Source organism: Methylocystis sp. H4A, from assembly GCF_015709545.1.
GTDB lineage: Bacteria > Pseudomonadota > Alphaproteobacteria > Rhizobiales > Beijerinckiaceae > Methylocystis > Methylocystis silviterrae.
In genome coordinates this window covers 57,101-73,120 of the sequence record NZ_JADNQY010000018.1, presented here as the reverse complement: position 1 = coordinate 73,120, position 16,020 = coordinate 57,101, and the positions used below count along the sequence as shown (strand labels likewise).

Below are 16,020 nucleotides of genomic sequence, written 5' to 3'. Positions count from 1 at the left end.
GGCCGCCGAGGGGCAAAGCGCGTCTAACTGCGCATTCCGCATGTGATTTTCGCCGTCGCCTCGCGCCGCCCGGCGCAAAGGGCGCCTTTCGGCCGAAGGGTCAGAAGGCTTGTTAGTATCTGGGGCGACGTCGGTCGAGGCGCGCTTCAAGCGAGACGGGAAGCAGCTATTGACGACGCCTCGCTCCAGCGCGCGCCTGATTTTCTCTCCGCTTTCGACGGTTCTTGGCCTCGTGGTCTGTTGTCTGGCGACGCTCGCGCCGAAGATGACCGAAACCGCCGTCGCCAATGGCGACACAAGAACAATTCATCTCTACCACGCCCATACGCATGAATCGATTTCGGCGACATATCTCATCAACGGGCAATATGACGCCCAAGTCCTTCAGCAGCTAAACTGGTTCCTGCGCGACTGGCGACGCGACGAGCCGACCAACATGGACCCGCGCCTCTTCGACGTCGTGTGGGAGGCCTACCGCCACGCGGGCGCCGGCGATCAGGTCGTGAACGTCGTCTCCGCCTATCGCTCACCCGAAACGAACGCCATGCTGCGCGCCCGTTCGCGCGCCGTCGCCAAATATTCCCAGCACATGCTCGGCAAGGCGATGGACACGACGATGCCGGGAATGCCGATGTCGCAGATTCGCGAGATCGGCATGCGCATGCAGCGCGGCGGCGTTGGCTATTACCCCAACGCTGGCACGCCTTTCGTCCATCTCGACGTCGGCAATGTGCGCCACTGGCCGCGGATGAGCTACGACGACCTGGCGCGGCTTTTCCCCGACGGCAAAACGGTGCATTTGCCGACGAACGGCCAGCCGCTCGCGCGCTATGAAGAGGCGCGGGCAGAGATCGAGGCGCGCGGCGACGGCGCTTATGTCGTCGCGCCGCGCCGCACGTTTGGCGGTTTCTTCGCCATGCTGTTTGGCGGCGGCGGGGGCGGCGAAGAAGAAGACGCTGAGGTCGCGGCGCCGGCGCCGAGCGCCCGCAAGCAGTGGGCTTCGCTCGCGCCACGGCCCGCACGCGGGACAAGCGGCGAAATGGAAGAGCATAGCGCGGCGTCCGCCACGACCGATGCCTATCGCTACGGCGCGCAAGAACGCGCGCGGGCAGAGGCGGATTTGCCGCGTGGCGAGACGACCCTGTCCGCGCCGGGCGCAGAAGCGCCCGAGCAGGAGCCGCCCGCCGCGAAGCTTCCAACAGTTCGAGCGCCGCTGCCGCCGCAGCGTCCGTCCTCGCTCGCCGCACGCTTGGACGCGCGGACGGCGTCTGACAGGTCCGCCGAGCTGCAAAGCGCTGTCGAATTTCAGGACGCCGACCGCGCTGACCGCCGCTCAGGTAGAATGCCCGCAACTGATGCGTCGCCACGCCGTCCAAAGCTCGCGTCTGCGCCCCTGCCCCCGACCCGGCCCGGGATCCCCCACGCGAAGGCGACGAGCGCGATCGCGCGGCTGGTCGACTCGCCCAAAAATGAGACGAGAAAGTCTAGAGCGGCGGCCGGCCACGAGTCGCTCGCCTACGCGCCTGAGCCGCCGCAGGGCGCTGAGCCGTCGGACGCCGCCGCAGGGGAAAACACTGGGAAGACAGTCGCCGAGCAGGCGACAGCTCGCGGCGCAACCCCTCTGCTAGGCTCATCAACCGGCCTTCGCGCGGCCGCCCGCTCCCGCGGACGCAGTCCCACGAACAAGGGCGTCTCGGCCGAACATGACGCGGAAACCCCCGCGCGGTGAAACTGGCGCAGGGGAGCAGTTTAAGAATCGCGCTGGAACAGATCCTCAAGCCACGGCGTCGCGCCAGACGTATAGATCAAGCCTCGAGTTTAAAACTCAGGGTAAAAGAGCAACGGCGTTTATCGCCGCGACGGCGATAAGGATTGCCCCGCGGACTGCAAAGTAAAGTGTGCCGGCGATGGCGAGTATTTTGATAAAGCCAATAGCGTCAGGGTCCAACATGGCTTCGCATCCACTCGAGCAAGCCTGAACCTCTCGGGGAGAATCAGTCTTTCAGACAGTCTAACCCCCAACCTGCAAGGAATGTTCCTACGGTCGCGCCAGAGCCCCGGGCCGCTGTCCCCGCGCTTGCGCCGCAAGAAAGTCGCCGACCGGATCGTCGGGCGCCGCCTCAGAGAGGCGTTCAGGCGAAAGCGGGATCGAGCGCCTTGGCGGCTTCCAGCAGCGCCCGAACCGATGCGACGGATTTTTCGAACATCGCCCGCTCGGCCGCGTCGAGCTTTATCTCCATCACCCTCTCGACGCCATTCGCGCCGATGACCACGGGAACGCCGACATAGAGTCCGTTCACGCCATATTGGCCGCTGAGATAGGCGGCGCAGGGCATCACCCGCCGCTTGTCCTTGAGATAGCTCTCGGCCATGGCGATCGCCGCGGTCGCCGGCGCGTAATATGCCGAGCCGGTCTTGAGAAGGCCGACGATCTCGCCGCCGCCCTTGCGCGTGCGCTCGACGATCGCGTCGATGCGCGCCTGCGTGGTCCATCCCATGGCCACGAGATCCGGCAAAGGCACGCCGGCCACCGTCGAATAACGCACCGACGGCACCATGTCGTCGCCATGGCCGCCCAGAACGAAGGCGCTCACGTCTTCGACCGAAACATTGAGTTCCTCGGCGAGGAAATAGCGAAAGCGCGAAGAATCGAGCATGCCCGCCATGCCGACGATCCGCTGCGTCGGCAGGCCGGACGCCTTCTGCAGCGCCCACACCATGACATCGAGCGGATTGGTGATGCAGATGACAAAGGCGTTCGGCGCATAGCGCTTGATGCCCGCGCCGACCTTGGCGATGACGCCGAGATTGACCGACAGAAGATCGTCGCGGCTCATGCCCGGCTGGCGCGGCACGCCCGCCGTAACGATGATGACGTCCGCCCCCTCGATCGCCGAATAGTCGGAGCCGCCGGTGAGCTTGGCGTCGAAACCCGCGACGGGAGACGATTGAGCGATGTCGAGCGCCTTGCCTTGCGGCACGCCGTCGACAATGTCGAAAAGAACGATGTCGCCCAATTCCTTGAGGCCGGCGAGATGGGCAAGCGTTCCGCCGATATTGCCGGCGCCGATCAAAGCGATTTTTCTTCGCGACATAATCAAACTCGTTCTTTGCTTCTGGGAAACAGCTACCGCGCTTTTGCGGCGGTGGGAAGACTCCTCGGCGCTTGTCGTAAGCAGAGCCTTACACGTCGGCCCAGAGCGCTCCGCGACCCAACAGCGCGCCCAGCGGTTTCCTGGCGCGCGGAATGTCGCAGGGATTGCGGGCCGTCGCGGCGCTCCTTACCTGCGAAGCTCGAGGGGAGCGCGCGCAAGCCGCTCGGTGGAAGGGCGATACATGAAAAGCGAGTTTTTGTTGAAACGCCTGTGCGCCGCCACACTCGCGGCGAGCGCCTGTTTCTTTGGCCCCGCCGCGGCGCAGGCGGCGGACCCGGACGAATCCGAGCTTCTGCAGCATTTCGAGAAGGTCGACGTCTGGCATGCTCCCGTCGACTATAACGTCCGCTACAACAACCAGGACGTGATCGTCACCCGAGAGATGGTGGCGCAGCCCGCGCCCGAGGGCGAGCTCTGCTACATCCGCTTCGATCTTATCAGGGGCGAGGGCGATTACGGCTACGGCTTCAAGCCGGGAGCGCCGCGTGACGCGCATTGGGGGGTCAATGTGCTGAAAAGGGGCACGATTCTCAACCAGCTGGCCTCGCAACTGAAGATGAACGTCATTTATTTTTACACGCAGGGGCCGAAGACCGAGGCGGCCAAGGCCGTTTGCGCGCGCAAACAGACCGCGCCCACGCCCGCCGCGGGCAACGCCCACACGGGCCCGTGGGCCGATCTCGTGACGAAATCACGGTTGATCCACGGATGGCCGGCGGCGCGCTCCCCGTAATCCGGAGCAGGAAAATGCGGGCGGCCGCGCGTAACGCTGGACAGCGGCGAGCGGTTTTGATATTCGCACCGCTCGTTCGAAAAAGCGTCGCGCTCGCGGCGCTCGCCGAACGGGCGCATAGCTCAGTTGGTAGAGCAGCTGACTCTTAATCAGCGGGTCCAAGGTTCGAGCCCTTGTGCGCCCACCAATAAAATCAAGAAGTTGCGAGAGGTTTTGCCACCCAGCCCGCGAAACTGGTTCGCTGAAAGTGGGCGTTGAGGTGGGCGCTTGTTCCGAATGGACCGCTCGCCATCTCGAAGTTTTTTCGGAACGATCCGTGAGACACGCCGTTCTCCCTCTTCGAGAGGGGAGTAACGCCATGCCGGATACAGTGCCGGAAGGCTGGCGGGACGCGGGCGGCCGCGAAGCTGAGAAGCATTTCGCCGTCATGCTCGACTCGATCGGCAAACATCTGCGCGTCGAGCTGGCCAAAGCCGTCAGCGAACCTCTGCCAAAGGAGATGACGGCTTTGTTAATCGAGCTGCAACGGCGACGCGCTCAGAACCGCAACAAGAGCTAATCCGGGCGAAGTGCGTTGGCGGGCGCTGGCGCTGCGCCTGCCTTGGCCCCGCGTCTGTCGGGCTGGACTGCGCACACCATGGCGGGATCGCGTTCGACACTATGGCGCGCCGGCTGAGACGCCGCTCATCGCTTTGCGGCCAAAGCCCAAGACAAATGACGAAGTTCATTCAGCGAACATTCAGTGGATCGATGGGAATGAATTGCAAGGGGCAGAAGGAGATCAGCATGTTGCGCAAACTGTCTCTAGTTACGGCTTTGGCCGCGGCTTTGGCTCTTCCGACTGTCGCTCGGGCCTGGGATGGCCATGGTGGCGGCGGGGGTCATGGCGGTGGCGGCTGGGGCGGCGGGGGTCATGGCGGCGGCTGGGGTGGCGGAGGTCATGGCGGCGGCTGGGGTGGCGGCGGCTGGGGCGGCGGAGGTCATGGCGGCGGGTGGGGCCGTCGAGGATGGGGCGGCTACGGGGGTTACGGCGGTTATGGAGGCTATGGCGGCTACGGAGGCTCCGGGGGTTGCTGGCGTTGGTGGTATGGACAGTGGGCGTGGGTGTGTTGAGCATTTCGCAAATATTGCGCGGCCTTCGTCCTAAACGACGAAGGCCCTTTTTTTGAAGAGGCCCTCGCGCGAGTGGATTGTTCCATCCCCGCATATGCCGAGAAACTCGGTGTCGTCTACATTCGCAATTGGGCCTGCTATTCTCCTCTGATGTGCGGACGCTTCACGCAACATCTGTCTTGGGAAGAGCTTCACCGGCTCGCCGACCTGATCGGTCAGCCGCGCAATCTCGCGCCCCACTATAACATCGCGCCGACGACGCAAATCGAAGTCATCCGCCTTGCCCAAACAGGCAAGGAGTTGACGCCAATGCGCTGGGGACTGGCGCCACTCTGGCGGAAGAGTCCGCTCGAAAAGCTGCCGGCGACGTTAACGCCCGCGCCGAGACAGTCGCCGAAAGGCCGATGTTCCGCTCGGCGTTCAAATCGCGTCGCTGCATCATTCCGGCGTCGGGCTTCTACGAGTGGACAGGCGCGAAGGGCACGAAGACACCGCACTATTTCTCATCGCCCGACGGTCGCCCGCTTGCTTTCGCTGGTCTATGGGAGAGCGCGCCCAATTCACAGACTAATTTACTAGAGGATTCCACGACGATCATCGTCGGTCCCGCGAACGAATGGATGTCGTGCTTTCATGACCGCATGCCGGTGATTCTCGATTGGAACGATGCGAGCGCTTGGATGGCGGGCGGCGATCCGGGCGCATTTTTGCGCCCGCCGCCAGAGGACGCCTTGCAGGAATGGATCGTTTCGCCGCGCGTGAACCGCTCCGGCGTCGGCGATGACGAGCCGACGCTGATCGAACCAACCGTCGCAGCGTGACAGGCTGCGCCGTCGCAAGAGCTTCACTCTAGACTGCGCTAACGCTTTAATTTTTCGACATTTTCTTTGGGAACAATCCAACTGCCGAGCGGTTCTTCTCCCTTCAAGGGAGCATGCGTCATGCGAAACAAAGCGCCGGACAACTGGCGCAACGCGGTCGCTTATGAAGCCGAAGTGCAGTTCGCCACGGCGTTGATAAGGATCGGCGAGCGTCTAGCCAAGGAAGCCAGCATAGTCAGAGCGCCGCTACCGGAGCGGATGACGGCTCTGCTGAATGAACTGCGACGGCGGCGCAAACATTTAAAACTATCAGGGAGAGGAAACATGGCTCATAGGATTTTTACCGTCGTCGCCCTCGCTTCGGCAGCGGTCCTGACCGCGACGGGTTACGCCTTTGCCGGCGAGCAAGGGGCGTCAAGCGGTTGGAAACCCCCTCAAGTCATCGGGCAGCCGGGCTATAAGGAAGAAGCGGCCAAGCCGCGCGAGGCCACTGCGCCGCGTCCGATTAGTCAAGACCCTCATGCGGCGCGCAATCCGAACGCGCCTACGCAGAATCGGTAGCAACAGGTCAGAGGACCACATTGCTCAGCGCCGTAACTTACTAGCGGCGGGCCGACCCGCGTCCGCCGCTTTAATCCTGACGAAGAAGGTTAGTTCTCAAGCGCCGCCAGTTCGTCGGCGAACTGCGACATGTCCTCGGGACTGACGTTGCGCCCAGTGAGCCGCGCGAACAGCAGCGCGACGCCCTCGGCTGTCGGGCCGACCAGCGTCTTTTCGACCTTATTGGGATCGGCGCGCAGGCGGGCGCGCATGGCTTTCGCCTTCGTCCATGAGAACGCGAGGCAGCGGCTCCACGTCCAGCCGTAGCGCATCATCTGGCGGCGCTGCCGATGTGCGTCGAGCATGATCGCGGCTTTGTCATAAGCTCCGCTGGGCGTGAGAAGGGTGTCGGGCTTCATTCTTGCGGGTTTTTCTTACGCGACCTCGGTAATCGGTTCGATCGCCGCCAGACTTTTCCGCATTTTACGAGATAGACGCCAGACGTCACGGGCGTTTTGCATCCGCAACCAGACCTCCGGGCCGTCATTGAACAGTTTGCCAAGGCGCATCGCCAGTTCCGGCGTCACCCCCTGCTCATCGCTCAGAACGGCGTAGAGCGTCGTTCGCGAAATTCCCAACGCCTGCGCAATCGCGGTTTTCGTCCGCCCGGTCGCGGGGATGACGATTTCACGCAGCATTTCGCCCGGCGATGCGGGGGCGAGATCAGGGTGCCGCCGTGTCTTAGTCGCCATGATAATCCTCAAGGTCTACATGAACGGCGTCTTCGCCGCTCCAGCCGAAAGTGATCCGCCAGTTGGGCGACACCGTCACAGCGTAGCGCCCGGCTCTATCGCCCTTGAGCGGGTGAAATCTAAAGCCCAAGCCCGGCAAGTTCATCTCCTCCGGTTTGGCCGATACGTCGAGACGCGACAGGATGATGAGGGCTTTCTTCCGCCATTTCGCGTGAACGGCGCGCTCATCGTTGTCTTCCCAAAAGCGTTTAAGCCCCTTGTGCCGGAACGACGCGATCATGTCTTGTAAACTGTCGCCCTACAATCAGACGATGTCAACCGTGGTTTCGCCAAGTGCGGCTGCCAAGCGGAACGCTATCGCCTGCGCTGTTACGAATTGCAGAACACTTACGTAACAACCCTCTTGCCGCGCGTGTTACGAATTACTAAATCAATCCGTAACACGGAGGTTAGAGCGATGAAACCCGAGACGTTGGCGAAGCGCGCCGAAACGCTAAGGATCAAAAAAGAGATCATGGCGGAAAACGAGAAATGGGCTGAACGCAAGGCTCTCGACGAGAAAAAGGTGCAGAAGTTGGAACGCCTCGCCGCCGATCCAGCGGCGACAGAAGCTGAGAAAGCGAATGCGCGGGAGAAAGCCGAAGGGCTCCGCAACAAGGCGAAGCCGCGCAGCAAATACGCCCCGCCGCCTCTGCCAAGGACAGCGGCGGAATGGGAAGCGCTGCGGAAGACAAAGCGGAAGCCGACAGGCGGTCGAACGACGCCTGCATCACCTGCGACGACGCCTCTCCCGGCGAAAGCGCTTGCGGCTGCGCCTCGCCAGCCCGCGAGCCGCGAGGAGGCGTTAACGGCGGAGATCGTCCGGCTCAATCGGAAGATCGCCCGGTTGGAAGCCGCGCTCAAACAGGCGACCGAGCCCGTCCCCGCCGGCAAGCCCGGACGCAAACCCCTCGGCGAACGCGCCATGACGGCGGCTGAGCGCATGCGGAAGATGCGGTTACGAAATACCGCGCAATAACGTAACATGGGCGCGATCGGCGGCAATCTTGCGAGAGCGTCGGCATTGTTACAAGCCCTCTCGCGCTCCACAGCGCCGCCGAGCCGTGCTGGCCGGAAACCTGCGGCCCTTGACGCAGCCTCGCGCCGTGTCGATCTGCTATTTCTTGGCGGAAAGCAGGTAGACCAAATGGCAGAAAAAGTTGAGTTCCATAAGTCTGTAAAAGGGCCGCTTATGGAAACCGAGGATCGGTGGCGTCTTGTCACTGAAGACGATGGCCAGAGATTCGTCGAGCACGAATGGTCATACGTTGACCCACACAAACGTGCATCTTCTGGCAATAGCGGAACGAAGCGGTTTGCTGTCGATGAGTTCTTGGCCAGTGACGCGCCACAGGCTGTAAAAGATATACTCACAAAACTGATCGGGAGCTAGAAATACTTTCAGCCGGTCAGGACCGCTGCGCGCGCCCCGCCGGTGCAGTGCTGTTCCTGAAGATCGCGCCTGATCCGTAGCGCGAAAGTTTCGGCGGCTTCTCCCGGCTCGCGTGACCATGAACGCGCCCTGCCGTTTGGCATTGTGCCGATGGCGTAAACCAATTCGGGACCGACGAATCGCCCCCACAAAATCGGCGGATGGACGCCAAGGTCTTCCGCTTCACGCAAGAGGATTTGGCGTTCGATAACGACGGCGTTCATTGTTCCCCCTCACGATCAGTCGGGATCGGACGACGTGAAGCTTACCGCCCGATCCCGACCTTTCGCCCCGACGCCGACGATGAAACGCCGGAGCGGTCCCGCGCGTAAGACGGAGATCGAACCGCGCGGAAACCTTTTCAAATGTCGCCCGCTCCGGAGCATCTTGCGCCCACAAAAGCGTCCGGAGCGGGCTGGCGTCGCCATCGGGGCAGGCGCGATGTGGCGACGCATCCTCCCGCCGTGGCAGAAGGAATCTCTTCAATTCATCATCTTCGCAGCGGCGTCGTTTTTGAGCGCGGCGAAGGCGTCCTTGACTTGCTGACCAGCCGGTCGATTGCGCCACGGCGCATCGATCAGCCAACTGTCGGTCAGGAACGCATCGAGACGCTTGCGCTGTTCGCTGGCGCAATCGACCGAGCCGGCAATCGCGGCGATTCGGCTTTGCGAATCGAGCAGTTCGGATCGCAGCGCTTCGCAGGCGCAGAGCGCCGCCGCGACGTTCGTTTCTGCTTCGACGACTCGTCGCGCTGCGCCGTCGACAAAATACTGCGCCAGATCGAGCGCCTTTCGACGGGTTTCGATCGCGTCTTCGGCGACAGTACGCGCCGCGCCCCACACGGTGAGCTGGGCTTCCGCCGCCTCAAGCTCTTTACGCAGTTCGGCGACAGGAGAATCGATGATGACGTCGAGATCGCCGGCAAGCGCTTCGATGAATTTGTCCGGCGGCTGTTGCGCTGTTTCCTCGATTTGCGCGGCGAGCTGATCGGCTTTTCGGCTGGCGGCGAAAAAACGATCGCGCGCATTGGCGGCGGCGCGTTGCGCCTCTTCAAGAGCTTCTTGAGCACGCGTCTGGTCGGCGATGGCGTCGCGAAGGCGGGCGCGTTCGGCGGATGCGTTCATGTGTCGTCTCGTCCTCTTCGTTATGGCGATCGCCGTCAAAAGCCGATGCGCTGCGCGCTTGGGAAGCGTTTGAAGTAGTCCGACGCTGACGACGCGGCATGTCGCTGCGGCGCAGGCGCGCATGTCGGCTCGACGCGGATTTTCGCGGCGTCGGGGAAGCGCTTGGTGTAGGAGTCGAGCGCCAATCGCGCATCTTCCGCCGTCAGCGATGCGGGATCGTAATCGCTTTTGCGCTTCGACTTTGCCGTCAAGATTTGACGGACGGCCAACAGTTCGCTTGGCAAAAGCAGGTGCTCTAAGGCCAACAAAACCTTGGTGACGATATCGTCGTCAACTCCGCTTTTTGTGCCGTCGGGTTCAACAGCAGCCTCGCGCATCTTCTTATGCAATTCGTGCGGGCTTGCATCGAAGGCAAGCTGGTTTACCGTCAAGCGCATCGCCGCTGCGGCGATGTGCGAAATGTGCTGCATGACGTTGTCGTCGTCGATTCCGGCAAAGGCGGGCGTGAATTCGACGTCTGCGCCGGGACGAAGCTTTGGACGGATGTATTTTGCAATCGCACGATGGACGCGTTCGGTTTTCGTGTTGCGGATCATGAGCTTGTGTTTCCTTCTTTTAGGCGTTCGTTAGAACGGGACGATTTTGACGCCGTGGCGCATCGAATCTCCTTGGCGATAACGGGGACCGGGCATGCCGGCGAGTTCGACCATTCGTTGCGTCGGACGGAAGACGTGCTTGCCGGCGCAGGCCAGAAGCAGCGCGCCACAAACGCTGTTGGCGACGTCATCATGACCGCCGGGCGGATGATCGATGCTGTCGCGACCGCCGCGCGAGGTTCGACGCTCAAGGCCGATGAGTTGATTGGTGAGCTTCGGATGGTCGAGAAGTTCGCAGCGCTGCGCGCTGTAGAGCGGAATGCTGTCCTTGTAGATTTCGACCTTCGGCTTCTGCGCGCTCTCGTAGCGAATACCGTGATGGCGAAAGCGCTCGACCGGCCACTCGCCGGCATAACGATCGCCTTTCACGCTGTGCAGCCCATAGGCTCTAAGCGTCGATGCGAAGTCGGCGCAGACCGCATCGGGCGAGAACGGCGGATGCGCGACGCGAACGCAATCGAGGACGGCGATATTGTTTTCGCGATGCGCGATGGCGAGCGTCATGTCGTCGCTTGAGCCGCCGCTCGGGTCGGCGAACGCGAAATAACGCGTGCCTGACATGGGCGGGATTTCGAAGCGGTTGGGGATGACGCAGGCTTCGACGACTTCACGCGGTAGAAATGCGTCGATATCATTGCGAAAGTCGCCGAGCCATTCGGCTTGCGCGGACTGCGGATCGCGTTCGATGGCGCGATCGATGACCTTCTGCGGAACTGTCGAATTGAATTGTCGCGTCGCGCCCTTCGCGACGATGATCTGCGGATCGCCTTTGTCGCCGAAATGTTTGGCGAACATTGAAAAGCCGAAGCCGGCTTTGCGATATGGCGAGCCGATTGTGAAGAGCTGACCGTGCGTCGTTACAAGACCGGGACGAATGGCGTCGATGATTTCATAGTCGGGATTCGCGCTATCTTCCGAACGCCAGAAGTTGATCTCGTCTGCGCAGACGATGATGTAGGAAGGACCGCGCAATCCTCTAAAATCGGCAGGACGAACTTCGATCTCGATGCCGTTCGACAGTCGGATCGAATGCTGCGTTCTGCCGACAATGAGTTTGCGCAACGCTGTCGATTGATCAAGCGCCCCTTCGATGTAGCGCAGCATGATTCGCGCTTGTTTTTGATTTTCGGCGATCAGCAACGCGATGCCGGTTTCGCCGGGCGACAGGCGGTCGGAAAAGTCGCACAAGCAGGCCGCATAGGTGATCAAGGCTGCAATGCCGCTCGACTTGCCGGAGCGCCGGCCGGCGAAGATGTGGCATTCCTCGGCGCGCATGCCGGGCGAAACTTCTCGACCTGTGAGCGTGCGCCAGTGTGCGAGTTCGGCGTCGTTTAGCGGTTCGCCTTGAGAGGCGAGAAGGATCGAACGCATCGCTTGTCGGGTCGGCCCGCCCATAACGCCGCCGAGCAAAGCAGGGTCTTCAAGGCTTTGGCGAAGGCTGACGAGCGGGCGCATCGCTTCAATGTCCTCGCCCGTGCGGGAGCCAGTCGAACAACGCCTGCGTGATGAGCCATCCGCGAGCGATGCGCGCCCTGCGCCGAGCGATCATTCGCCGGTGAAGCACGGCGCTGGGTTGCGGCTCTCGCCAGATGCGACGACTGGCGCCGCGCCATGCTTCGCATTCGGCATGGCGCCGTTCGGCGTCGTCGCGCGCTCGGGCGAAGATCAGCGCGGCGCGAAAGATATCGTCGTCATCAAGCGTGAGCGAGACGAGATTGTCGGAAGCTTCGCTGCGTTCTCGGGCGGGAGGGGCGCTCATCCGGGCGTCCCTTCCTCGATAACAGCGTCTCGGCGCGCCTGTTTGGAGCGCCGGCTCTGGGCGGCAGGGGCAGGAGAGGCTTCGGCGGGCTGAAGTGCGCCAACCGGCTCCGCAGGCTCGCCACGGGCGTATTTTGCGACGATCTCTTTAAGCGACGGTTCCAGATCGCGCACAACGCGCTCAAGCCCAAGCGTTTCAACGATCCGGCGCAGGTGGGAGGCAACGCGAGCGTAAGCGTCGACGTCGACGGTTTTGCCCTCGGCAAGCTCCGCCTCCATCCGTTCCAACTCGCATTCCATGGTCGCGACGCGACGGACAAGGCTAAGTTGGAATTCGCTGAGACGATCAATGCCGCCAAGGTCTTCACAGTGAAGGTAGAGCAAATCCTTGAAGCGGCGGCCCCACGCGGAACGCCCATCGCCGGACGCGAAAAGGCTTCGCCCGCTCGTCACGCGGGAAACATTATTGACCGGACGTTTAGCGATGGCTTTGCGCTTCTTGCGCGGAGCCCCGTCAGTCTGAAGCACTTCTCGCCGCCTTTTTCGGGCGTCGGACGCGTCATTCGCCCACTTTTAACGCCCACTTCAGAAGGTGGCGCTGAGCAGCGAATTCGTCAAGCCTTTGTGGAAATACGGGCTTTATCGGCGAGAGCAGGCGATAGACTGTCGGCGGGTCGTGGAATTTCGAGCTGGGTTTCGATGTGTTTCAGGAGGGCAGGGAGCGGCACCTTGAAGAAAAAATCAGGTTTTGCAGCTTGCTTGGCGCTGCCCTCCAAGCCCTGAAATACGCCATTTCCTGACATTCCTGACACAGTGATTCGCCGTTTTTCACTCGTAACCGTTTGAAACCTATAGACTCTGACATTCCTGATACGCGCATACGGAGAGAGAAAAGACGATCTCTCTCTATTTATGTTTTTATCTATCTCGCGCGCGCGAGTCAGGAATGTCAGGCTCCTTATTTTCCGGGCGTTTGCGGGCGGAAATCGTCACTTTGCCGTGTCAGGAACGTCAAGAAAACACGCCTGTTTCAGATGACGCCGTCCTCTCGCGCAGCCGACTTTTTCCGATCGGGATAGGCGCCGTCACGCCGCTCCAAGCCGTAGCTATTTTTCGACTGGTCCGCTCCGGCGCGCCCGTCGATCCGAGTTCATCAGTTCAGCGATCGCCTGCTTGCGGCGCTCTTCTTCGGCGGTCCGTTCCGCAAACAGTTCCTTGATGCGCGGGTTGACGAGCCATTTCTTATTCAACCTCGTCGAGTCGAGCTTCTCGTCAGGATCGGGAACCAGCCAACTCCCGGCGATCAGCGGCGATAACCATTCGTTGACTTGCGCGAGCGATAGTCCGCGCATCATGCGCACGCCACTCGTCAAATCAGACGCCACGATGCGATCCTTACCGTTCGTCAAAATCCAACTCGCGATGCGTTGCAGCCGGTCGCCGTTCGTCTGCGTTTCGCTTGTCCGGTAAAATTCGAACGCATGCGGCAGAATGAAATCGCGAACGAGACGATCAACATGTTCAATCGTTTCAACGTCAATCTCCGCCAACGCTCGCATGTGCGGATCGCCTTTGATCAGATGCAGGATCAACGCGAAACTGCCGGCGATGCCCGCGAGCTTGCCGACGAAACCTTGAAATCCGTCAGCGAAGCCGCCCGACGACTGTTCAACATCGTGAAGATGTTTGCGCAGACGAGTCATCACCTTCATCGCCTCGTCGGTCATGCGCAACGTCGCGGGATGGGCGCTGAGACATTTCTCGACGAGTCGCGTGTAAGCGATTTTCGAACCGCCATCGTCGATATCTTCGGGAAATTTCGCCTCTCGCATGATGACGGGAACGAACCGCTGCAACAGCCCGTCCGACGTCAACCCGTGCAGCTCGGCGAGTCGTTTCGGCTGAATGCCGCCGAGAAGGCTGATACTGAGATTGGGAATGTATGCTTTGCGGCTGATACGATTGACCTTGTAAGGTCCGCCATCAAAAGCTTTCAACCAGAATGCCCGATCCGACGCGCCGCCCTTGCCTGCCGAATATTTTTCCATGCCGCCAATCCAGCCGGCGACCTCGTCACGAAACACCATCATTCCACGTTCGTGGCGCGACAACATTTCGCCCAAACTTTCCGGCGTCACGTCGTTTGACGTGAGACTAATCGGTTCTCGCGGCTCGTCCTTCGGCTTGCCGTCTGACGCTTCGTGCGCCGCAAGCGCCGTGCGGTAAGCGCTCATAAGCCGATTTTCGTGCGCCGTCAGCGGCGCCAGCGCGGCATTCTGCATCGGCGTCTTCTTCGTGCTCGGCGGTCCGAATAGGAGCATCCAAAGACGTGGGCTAGCGTGGAAATCGCCGTTGCGCATCATCTTGAGCGCGAAGCGATGATCAAGCGCGCTGCTCAGCGCCGACATGACGCACATCGCCAGTGCGGACGGATCGCAGCCGATAATTATGCTGTGCGTTTCGACGAAGTGCGCAAGATCGGGCGGCAAGATTTCGAACGGGAAGTCGGGAACGACGTAACGCTCCCACGGATCGAACACGGGGTTTAACCTCATCTTTTCCTTCTGTGACGTCGGCTGTGGCGCGTTCAATCCGTCAGGATGCACGGGCGCGCTCCCGTCGCTCGCCGGCGCCGGGTCTGCCTCTTCACAATACGTCGCCGCGATCCGCTCCGGGTTGTCGATGCCGATCGGCGAGCGCCGCGAATTGAGCAGCCCTTGCGTTTCCGCATAGAGCCCGTCGTAGGTGTCCCACGGCGGCTGACAGCGCCCGTTCCAGTGAATCCACATGAGCGGCGTGATGTGCTCAGGCGGGCAACCAAGATCGGCGCATTTTTGCCAAACGCGACAGGCGTTGTCGTGCCCGCGTTTCCCTTCAACCGAAATTGGCGCTTTCGTTTTCAGATAGTCGATCGTGCGTGCGACGGCTTTCTTGGCGGGGATCAATTTTTCATAGACGCGAAGCTCTTCCGGCGTCGGCAAACCCTCGGTGCGCGCCGACGAAGTTTGCCGAATTGCGAATCCGTTCTGCTTGACCAGTTTGACCAGATCGTCGATGTAGCGCTGCTTGAGGATCGGCAATTCGTCGAGTGGCGGCGGCAACTCTTCGCCATCCGCCATGCGATAGGGAACGCCGGTCGGATGCATGCTCGGCGGCATGACGACCTGACGCCCGTGTCCAAGAACCTCGAAAATCGTTTTGTTGTCGTCGTCGACAAATTTCATCGACGGGACAATTTCACCTTCGTTCTCCCATCGAAAAAGATATGCGCCGGCGCGCGCCGGATTGCCAAGACGTCGCGGCGCATCGGGGAATGTCAGTTGCATCCACTCTTCGCACGCTTTTTTCAGCCGAGGATTTTCGCTATCGAAATCGAGGACGATCAGCCCGTCATAGCCGCAGGCGACGCCGATTTGCGCGCGCGGCTGAATTTGCAGCGTCGCGGTGATTTCGCGCGGGTCCGGCGCCTGATCGCAGAAGCGCTGCCACGCATATAAGACGGGCGACTTCGAACGGTCCTTGTCGTTAATGGCTGTGCCTGGAGGATAAATGCCAAGCGGCGAATAGCCGAGCGGATAATATTTCCGCCAAGTTCGATTCAAGATTGAGGCGCGCCCCTCGCCGAAAGGCTTGCCTTTCGCGTCGCAATGCGGCGGCCGGCTCGCGCCATTGGCTTTCGCTACGCCGTGCGTCGCGCCGTTGGCGTTCGTTACAGCGGTTGATTTGTCGGCTTCATTGCCATATTTATTGGACGCGGTTTTTTCAGGTGAAGAGACTTGGCGGCGCGCTTCCGGTGCGCCGTCTTTTTTGTGCGGCTGTTGTTCTGCCATGGTGGAAAGTCACTTCTGAATTTGGGTTGATCTTCATTTCGATGTGAGTTCGCATTTGGTGAGCCTT

Annotated in this window: 20 protein-coding genes, 1 tRNA gene and 1 pseudogene; 11 read left to right on the top strand and 11 right to left on the bottom strand. The window is 61.3% G+C overall.

Going from position 1 to position 16,020, the window contains the following annotated elements:
• Nucleotides 1–169 precede the first annotated feature (169 nt).
• Complete coding sequence (locus IYW40_RS04750; protein ID WP_210327189.1) at nt 170–1,729, top strand: DUF882 domain-containing protein; 1,560 nt, start codon at nt 170–172, stop codon at nt 1,727–1,729.
• Nucleotides 1,730–2,132: 403 nt separating this feature from the next.
• On the opposite strand, the gene mdh is transcribed toward IYW40_RS04750, so the two are convergent.
• Nucleotides 2,133–3,095: a malate dehydrogenase gene (gene mdh / locus IYW40_RS04745; RefSeq protein ID WP_175093365.1), complete on the bottom strand. Its 963-nt coding sequence runs from the start codon at nt 3,093–3,095 to the stop codon at nt 2,133–2,135.
• 241 nt (nt 3,096–3,336) lie between these two features.
• Here mdh and IYW40_RS04740 point away from each other — a divergent pair, with 241 nt between their 5' ends.
• The 7 genes and pseudogenes from IYW40_RS04740 to IYW40_RS04715 all read left to right on the top strand — a co-directional run bounded on the left by IYW40_RS04740 (nt 3,337) and on the right by IYW40_RS04715 (nt 6,383).
• Nucleotides 3,337–3,888, top strand: a complete 552-nt coding sequence (locus tag IYW40_RS04740) for a hypothetical protein (protein WP_196399614.1) — start codon at nt 3,337–3,339, stop codon at nt 3,886–3,888.
• 111 nt (nt 3,889–3,999) lie between these two features.
• Nucleotides 4,000–4,075: transfer RNA gene (locus tag IYW40_RS04735), tRNA-Lys, on the top strand.
• Nucleotides 4,076–4,246: 171 nt separating this feature from the next.
• Nucleotides 4,247–4,447 (top strand): hypothetical protein, encoded by a 201-nt coding sequence (locus tag IYW40_RS04730; protein ID WP_196399613.1) that lies wholly within the window; start codon nt 4,247–4,249, stop codon nt 4,445–4,447.
• 227 nt (nt 4,448–4,674) lie between these two features.
• Nucleotides 4,675–5,001 (top strand): hypothetical protein, encoded by a 327-nt coding sequence (locus IYW40_RS04725; RefSeq protein WP_196399612.1) that lies wholly within the window; start codon nt 4,675–4,677, stop codon nt 4,999–5,001.
• Between the two features lie 150 nt (nt 5,002–5,151).
• Nucleotides 5,152–5,295: pseudogene (locus IYW40_RS21665) on the top strand (SOS response-associated peptidase family protein); the annotation flags it as partial.
• A gap of 110 nt (nt 5,296–5,405) precedes the next feature.
• Nucleotides 5,406–5,822, top strand: a complete 417-nt coding sequence (locus IYW40_RS04720) for an SOS response-associated peptidase (RefSeq protein ID WP_348644230.1) — start codon at nt 5,406–5,408, stop codon at nt 5,820–5,822.
• Nucleotides 5,823–5,942: 120 nt separating this feature from the next.
• Entirely contained in the window at nt 5,943–6,383 is a 441-nt protein-coding gene (locus IYW40_RS04715; RefSeq protein WP_196399611.1) for a hypothetical protein, read from the top strand.
• An 89-nt stretch (nt 6,384–6,472) separates the two neighbouring features.
• On the opposite strand, the gene IYW40_RS04710 is transcribed toward IYW40_RS04715, so the two are convergent.
• Genes IYW40_RS04710 through IYW40_RS04700 form a run of 3 tightly spaced genes read right to left on the bottom strand, consistent with a single transcriptional unit; the run spans nt 6,473 to nt 7,394 of the window.
• A complete protein-coding gene (locus tag IYW40_RS04710) occupies nt 6,473–6,781 on the bottom strand; it encodes a hypothetical protein (RefSeq protein WP_196399610.1) in 309 nt (102 codons plus the stop codon).
• A 15-nt stretch (nt 6,782–6,796) separates the two neighbouring features.
• Complete coding sequence (locus IYW40_RS04705; RefSeq protein ID WP_196399609.1) at nt 6,797–7,114, bottom strand: HigA family addiction module antitoxin; 318 nt, start codon at nt 7,112–7,114, stop codon at nt 6,797–6,799.
• A complete protein-coding gene (locus IYW40_RS04700) occupies nt 7,104–7,394 on the bottom strand; it encodes a type II toxin-antitoxin system RelE/ParE family toxin (RefSeq protein WP_196399608.1) in 291 nt (96 codons plus the stop codon). Before IYW40_RS04700 ends, IYW40_RS04705 begins: the two co-directional genes overlap by 11 nt.
• 177 nt (nt 7,395–7,571) lie before the next feature.
• On the opposite strand from IYW40_RS04700, the gene IYW40_RS04695 reads away from it, so the two are divergent.
• Both IYW40_RS04695 and IYW40_RS04690 read left to right on the top strand, forming a co-directional pair.
• Nucleotides 7,572–8,132, top strand: coding sequence for a hypothetical protein (locus tag IYW40_RS04695; protein ID WP_196399607.1), 561 nt, complete (start codon nt 7,572–7,574; stop codon nt 8,130–8,132).
• Between the two features lie 6 nt (nt 8,133–8,138).
• Complete coding sequence (locus IYW40_RS04690; protein WP_196399606.1) at nt 8,139–8,546, top strand: hypothetical protein; 408 nt, start codon at nt 8,139–8,141, stop codon at nt 8,544–8,546.
• Between the two features lie 8 nt (nt 8,547–8,554).
• Here the strand turns inward: IYW40_RS04690 and IYW40_RS04685 are convergent, their stop codons facing one another.
• The 6 genes from IYW40_RS04685 to IYW40_RS04660 all read right to left on the bottom strand — a co-directional run bounded on the left by IYW40_RS04685 (nt 8,555) and on the right by IYW40_RS04660 (nt 12,423).
• Nucleotides 8,555–8,809, bottom strand: a complete 255-nt coding sequence (locus IYW40_RS04685) for a hypothetical protein (protein ID WP_196399605.1) — start codon at nt 8,807–8,809, stop codon at nt 8,555–8,557.
• A gap of 258 nt (nt 8,810–9,067) precedes the next feature.
• A complete protein-coding gene (locus tag IYW40_RS04680; protein ID WP_196399604.1) occupies nt 9,068–9,709 on the bottom strand; it encodes a hypothetical protein in 642 nt (213 codons plus the stop codon).
• A gap of 35 nt (nt 9,710–9,744) precedes the next feature.
• Entirely contained in the window at nt 9,745–10,305 is a 561-nt protein-coding gene (locus IYW40_RS04675; RefSeq protein WP_196399603.1) for a hypothetical protein, read from the bottom strand.
• 30 nt (nt 10,306–10,335) lie between these two features.
• A complete protein-coding gene (locus IYW40_RS04670) occupies nt 10,336–11,820 on the bottom strand; it encodes a hypothetical protein (RefSeq protein WP_196399602.1) in 1,485 nt (494 codons plus the stop codon).
• A 4-nt stretch (nt 11,821–11,824) separates the two neighbouring features.
• The gene (locus tag IYW40_RS04665; RefSeq protein ID WP_196399601.1) at nt 11,825–12,124 is read right to left on the bottom strand and encodes a hypothetical protein; all 300 of its coding nucleotides are present in this window, start codon (nt 12,122–12,124) and stop codon (nt 11,825–11,827) included.
• Nucleotides 12,121–12,423 (bottom strand): hypothetical protein, encoded by a 303-nt coding sequence (locus IYW40_RS04660; protein ID WP_196399600.1) that lies wholly within the window; start codon nt 12,421–12,423, stop codon nt 12,121–12,123. Before IYW40_RS04660 ends, IYW40_RS04665 begins: the two co-directional genes overlap by 4 nt.
• Before the next feature lie 27 nt (nt 12,424–12,450).
• Here IYW40_RS04660 and IYW40_RS04655 point away from each other — a divergent pair, with 27 nt between their 5' ends.
• Nucleotides 12,451–12,906 (top strand): hypothetical protein, encoded by a 456-nt coding sequence (locus IYW40_RS04655; RefSeq protein ID WP_196399599.1) that lies wholly within the window; start codon nt 12,451–12,453, stop codon nt 12,904–12,906.
• Nucleotides 12,907–13,229: 323 nt separating this feature from the next.
• Here the strand turns inward: IYW40_RS04655 and IYW40_RS04650 are convergent, their stop codons facing one another.
• Nucleotides 13,230–15,953 carry a DUF3987 domain-containing protein gene (locus IYW40_RS04650; RefSeq protein ID WP_196399598.1) on the bottom strand — a complete coding sequence of 908 codons (2,724 nt, stop codon included), beginning with the start codon at nt 15,951–15,953 and terminating at the stop codon, nt 13,230–13,232.
• Nucleotides 15,954–16,020: the final 67 nt, after the last annotated feature.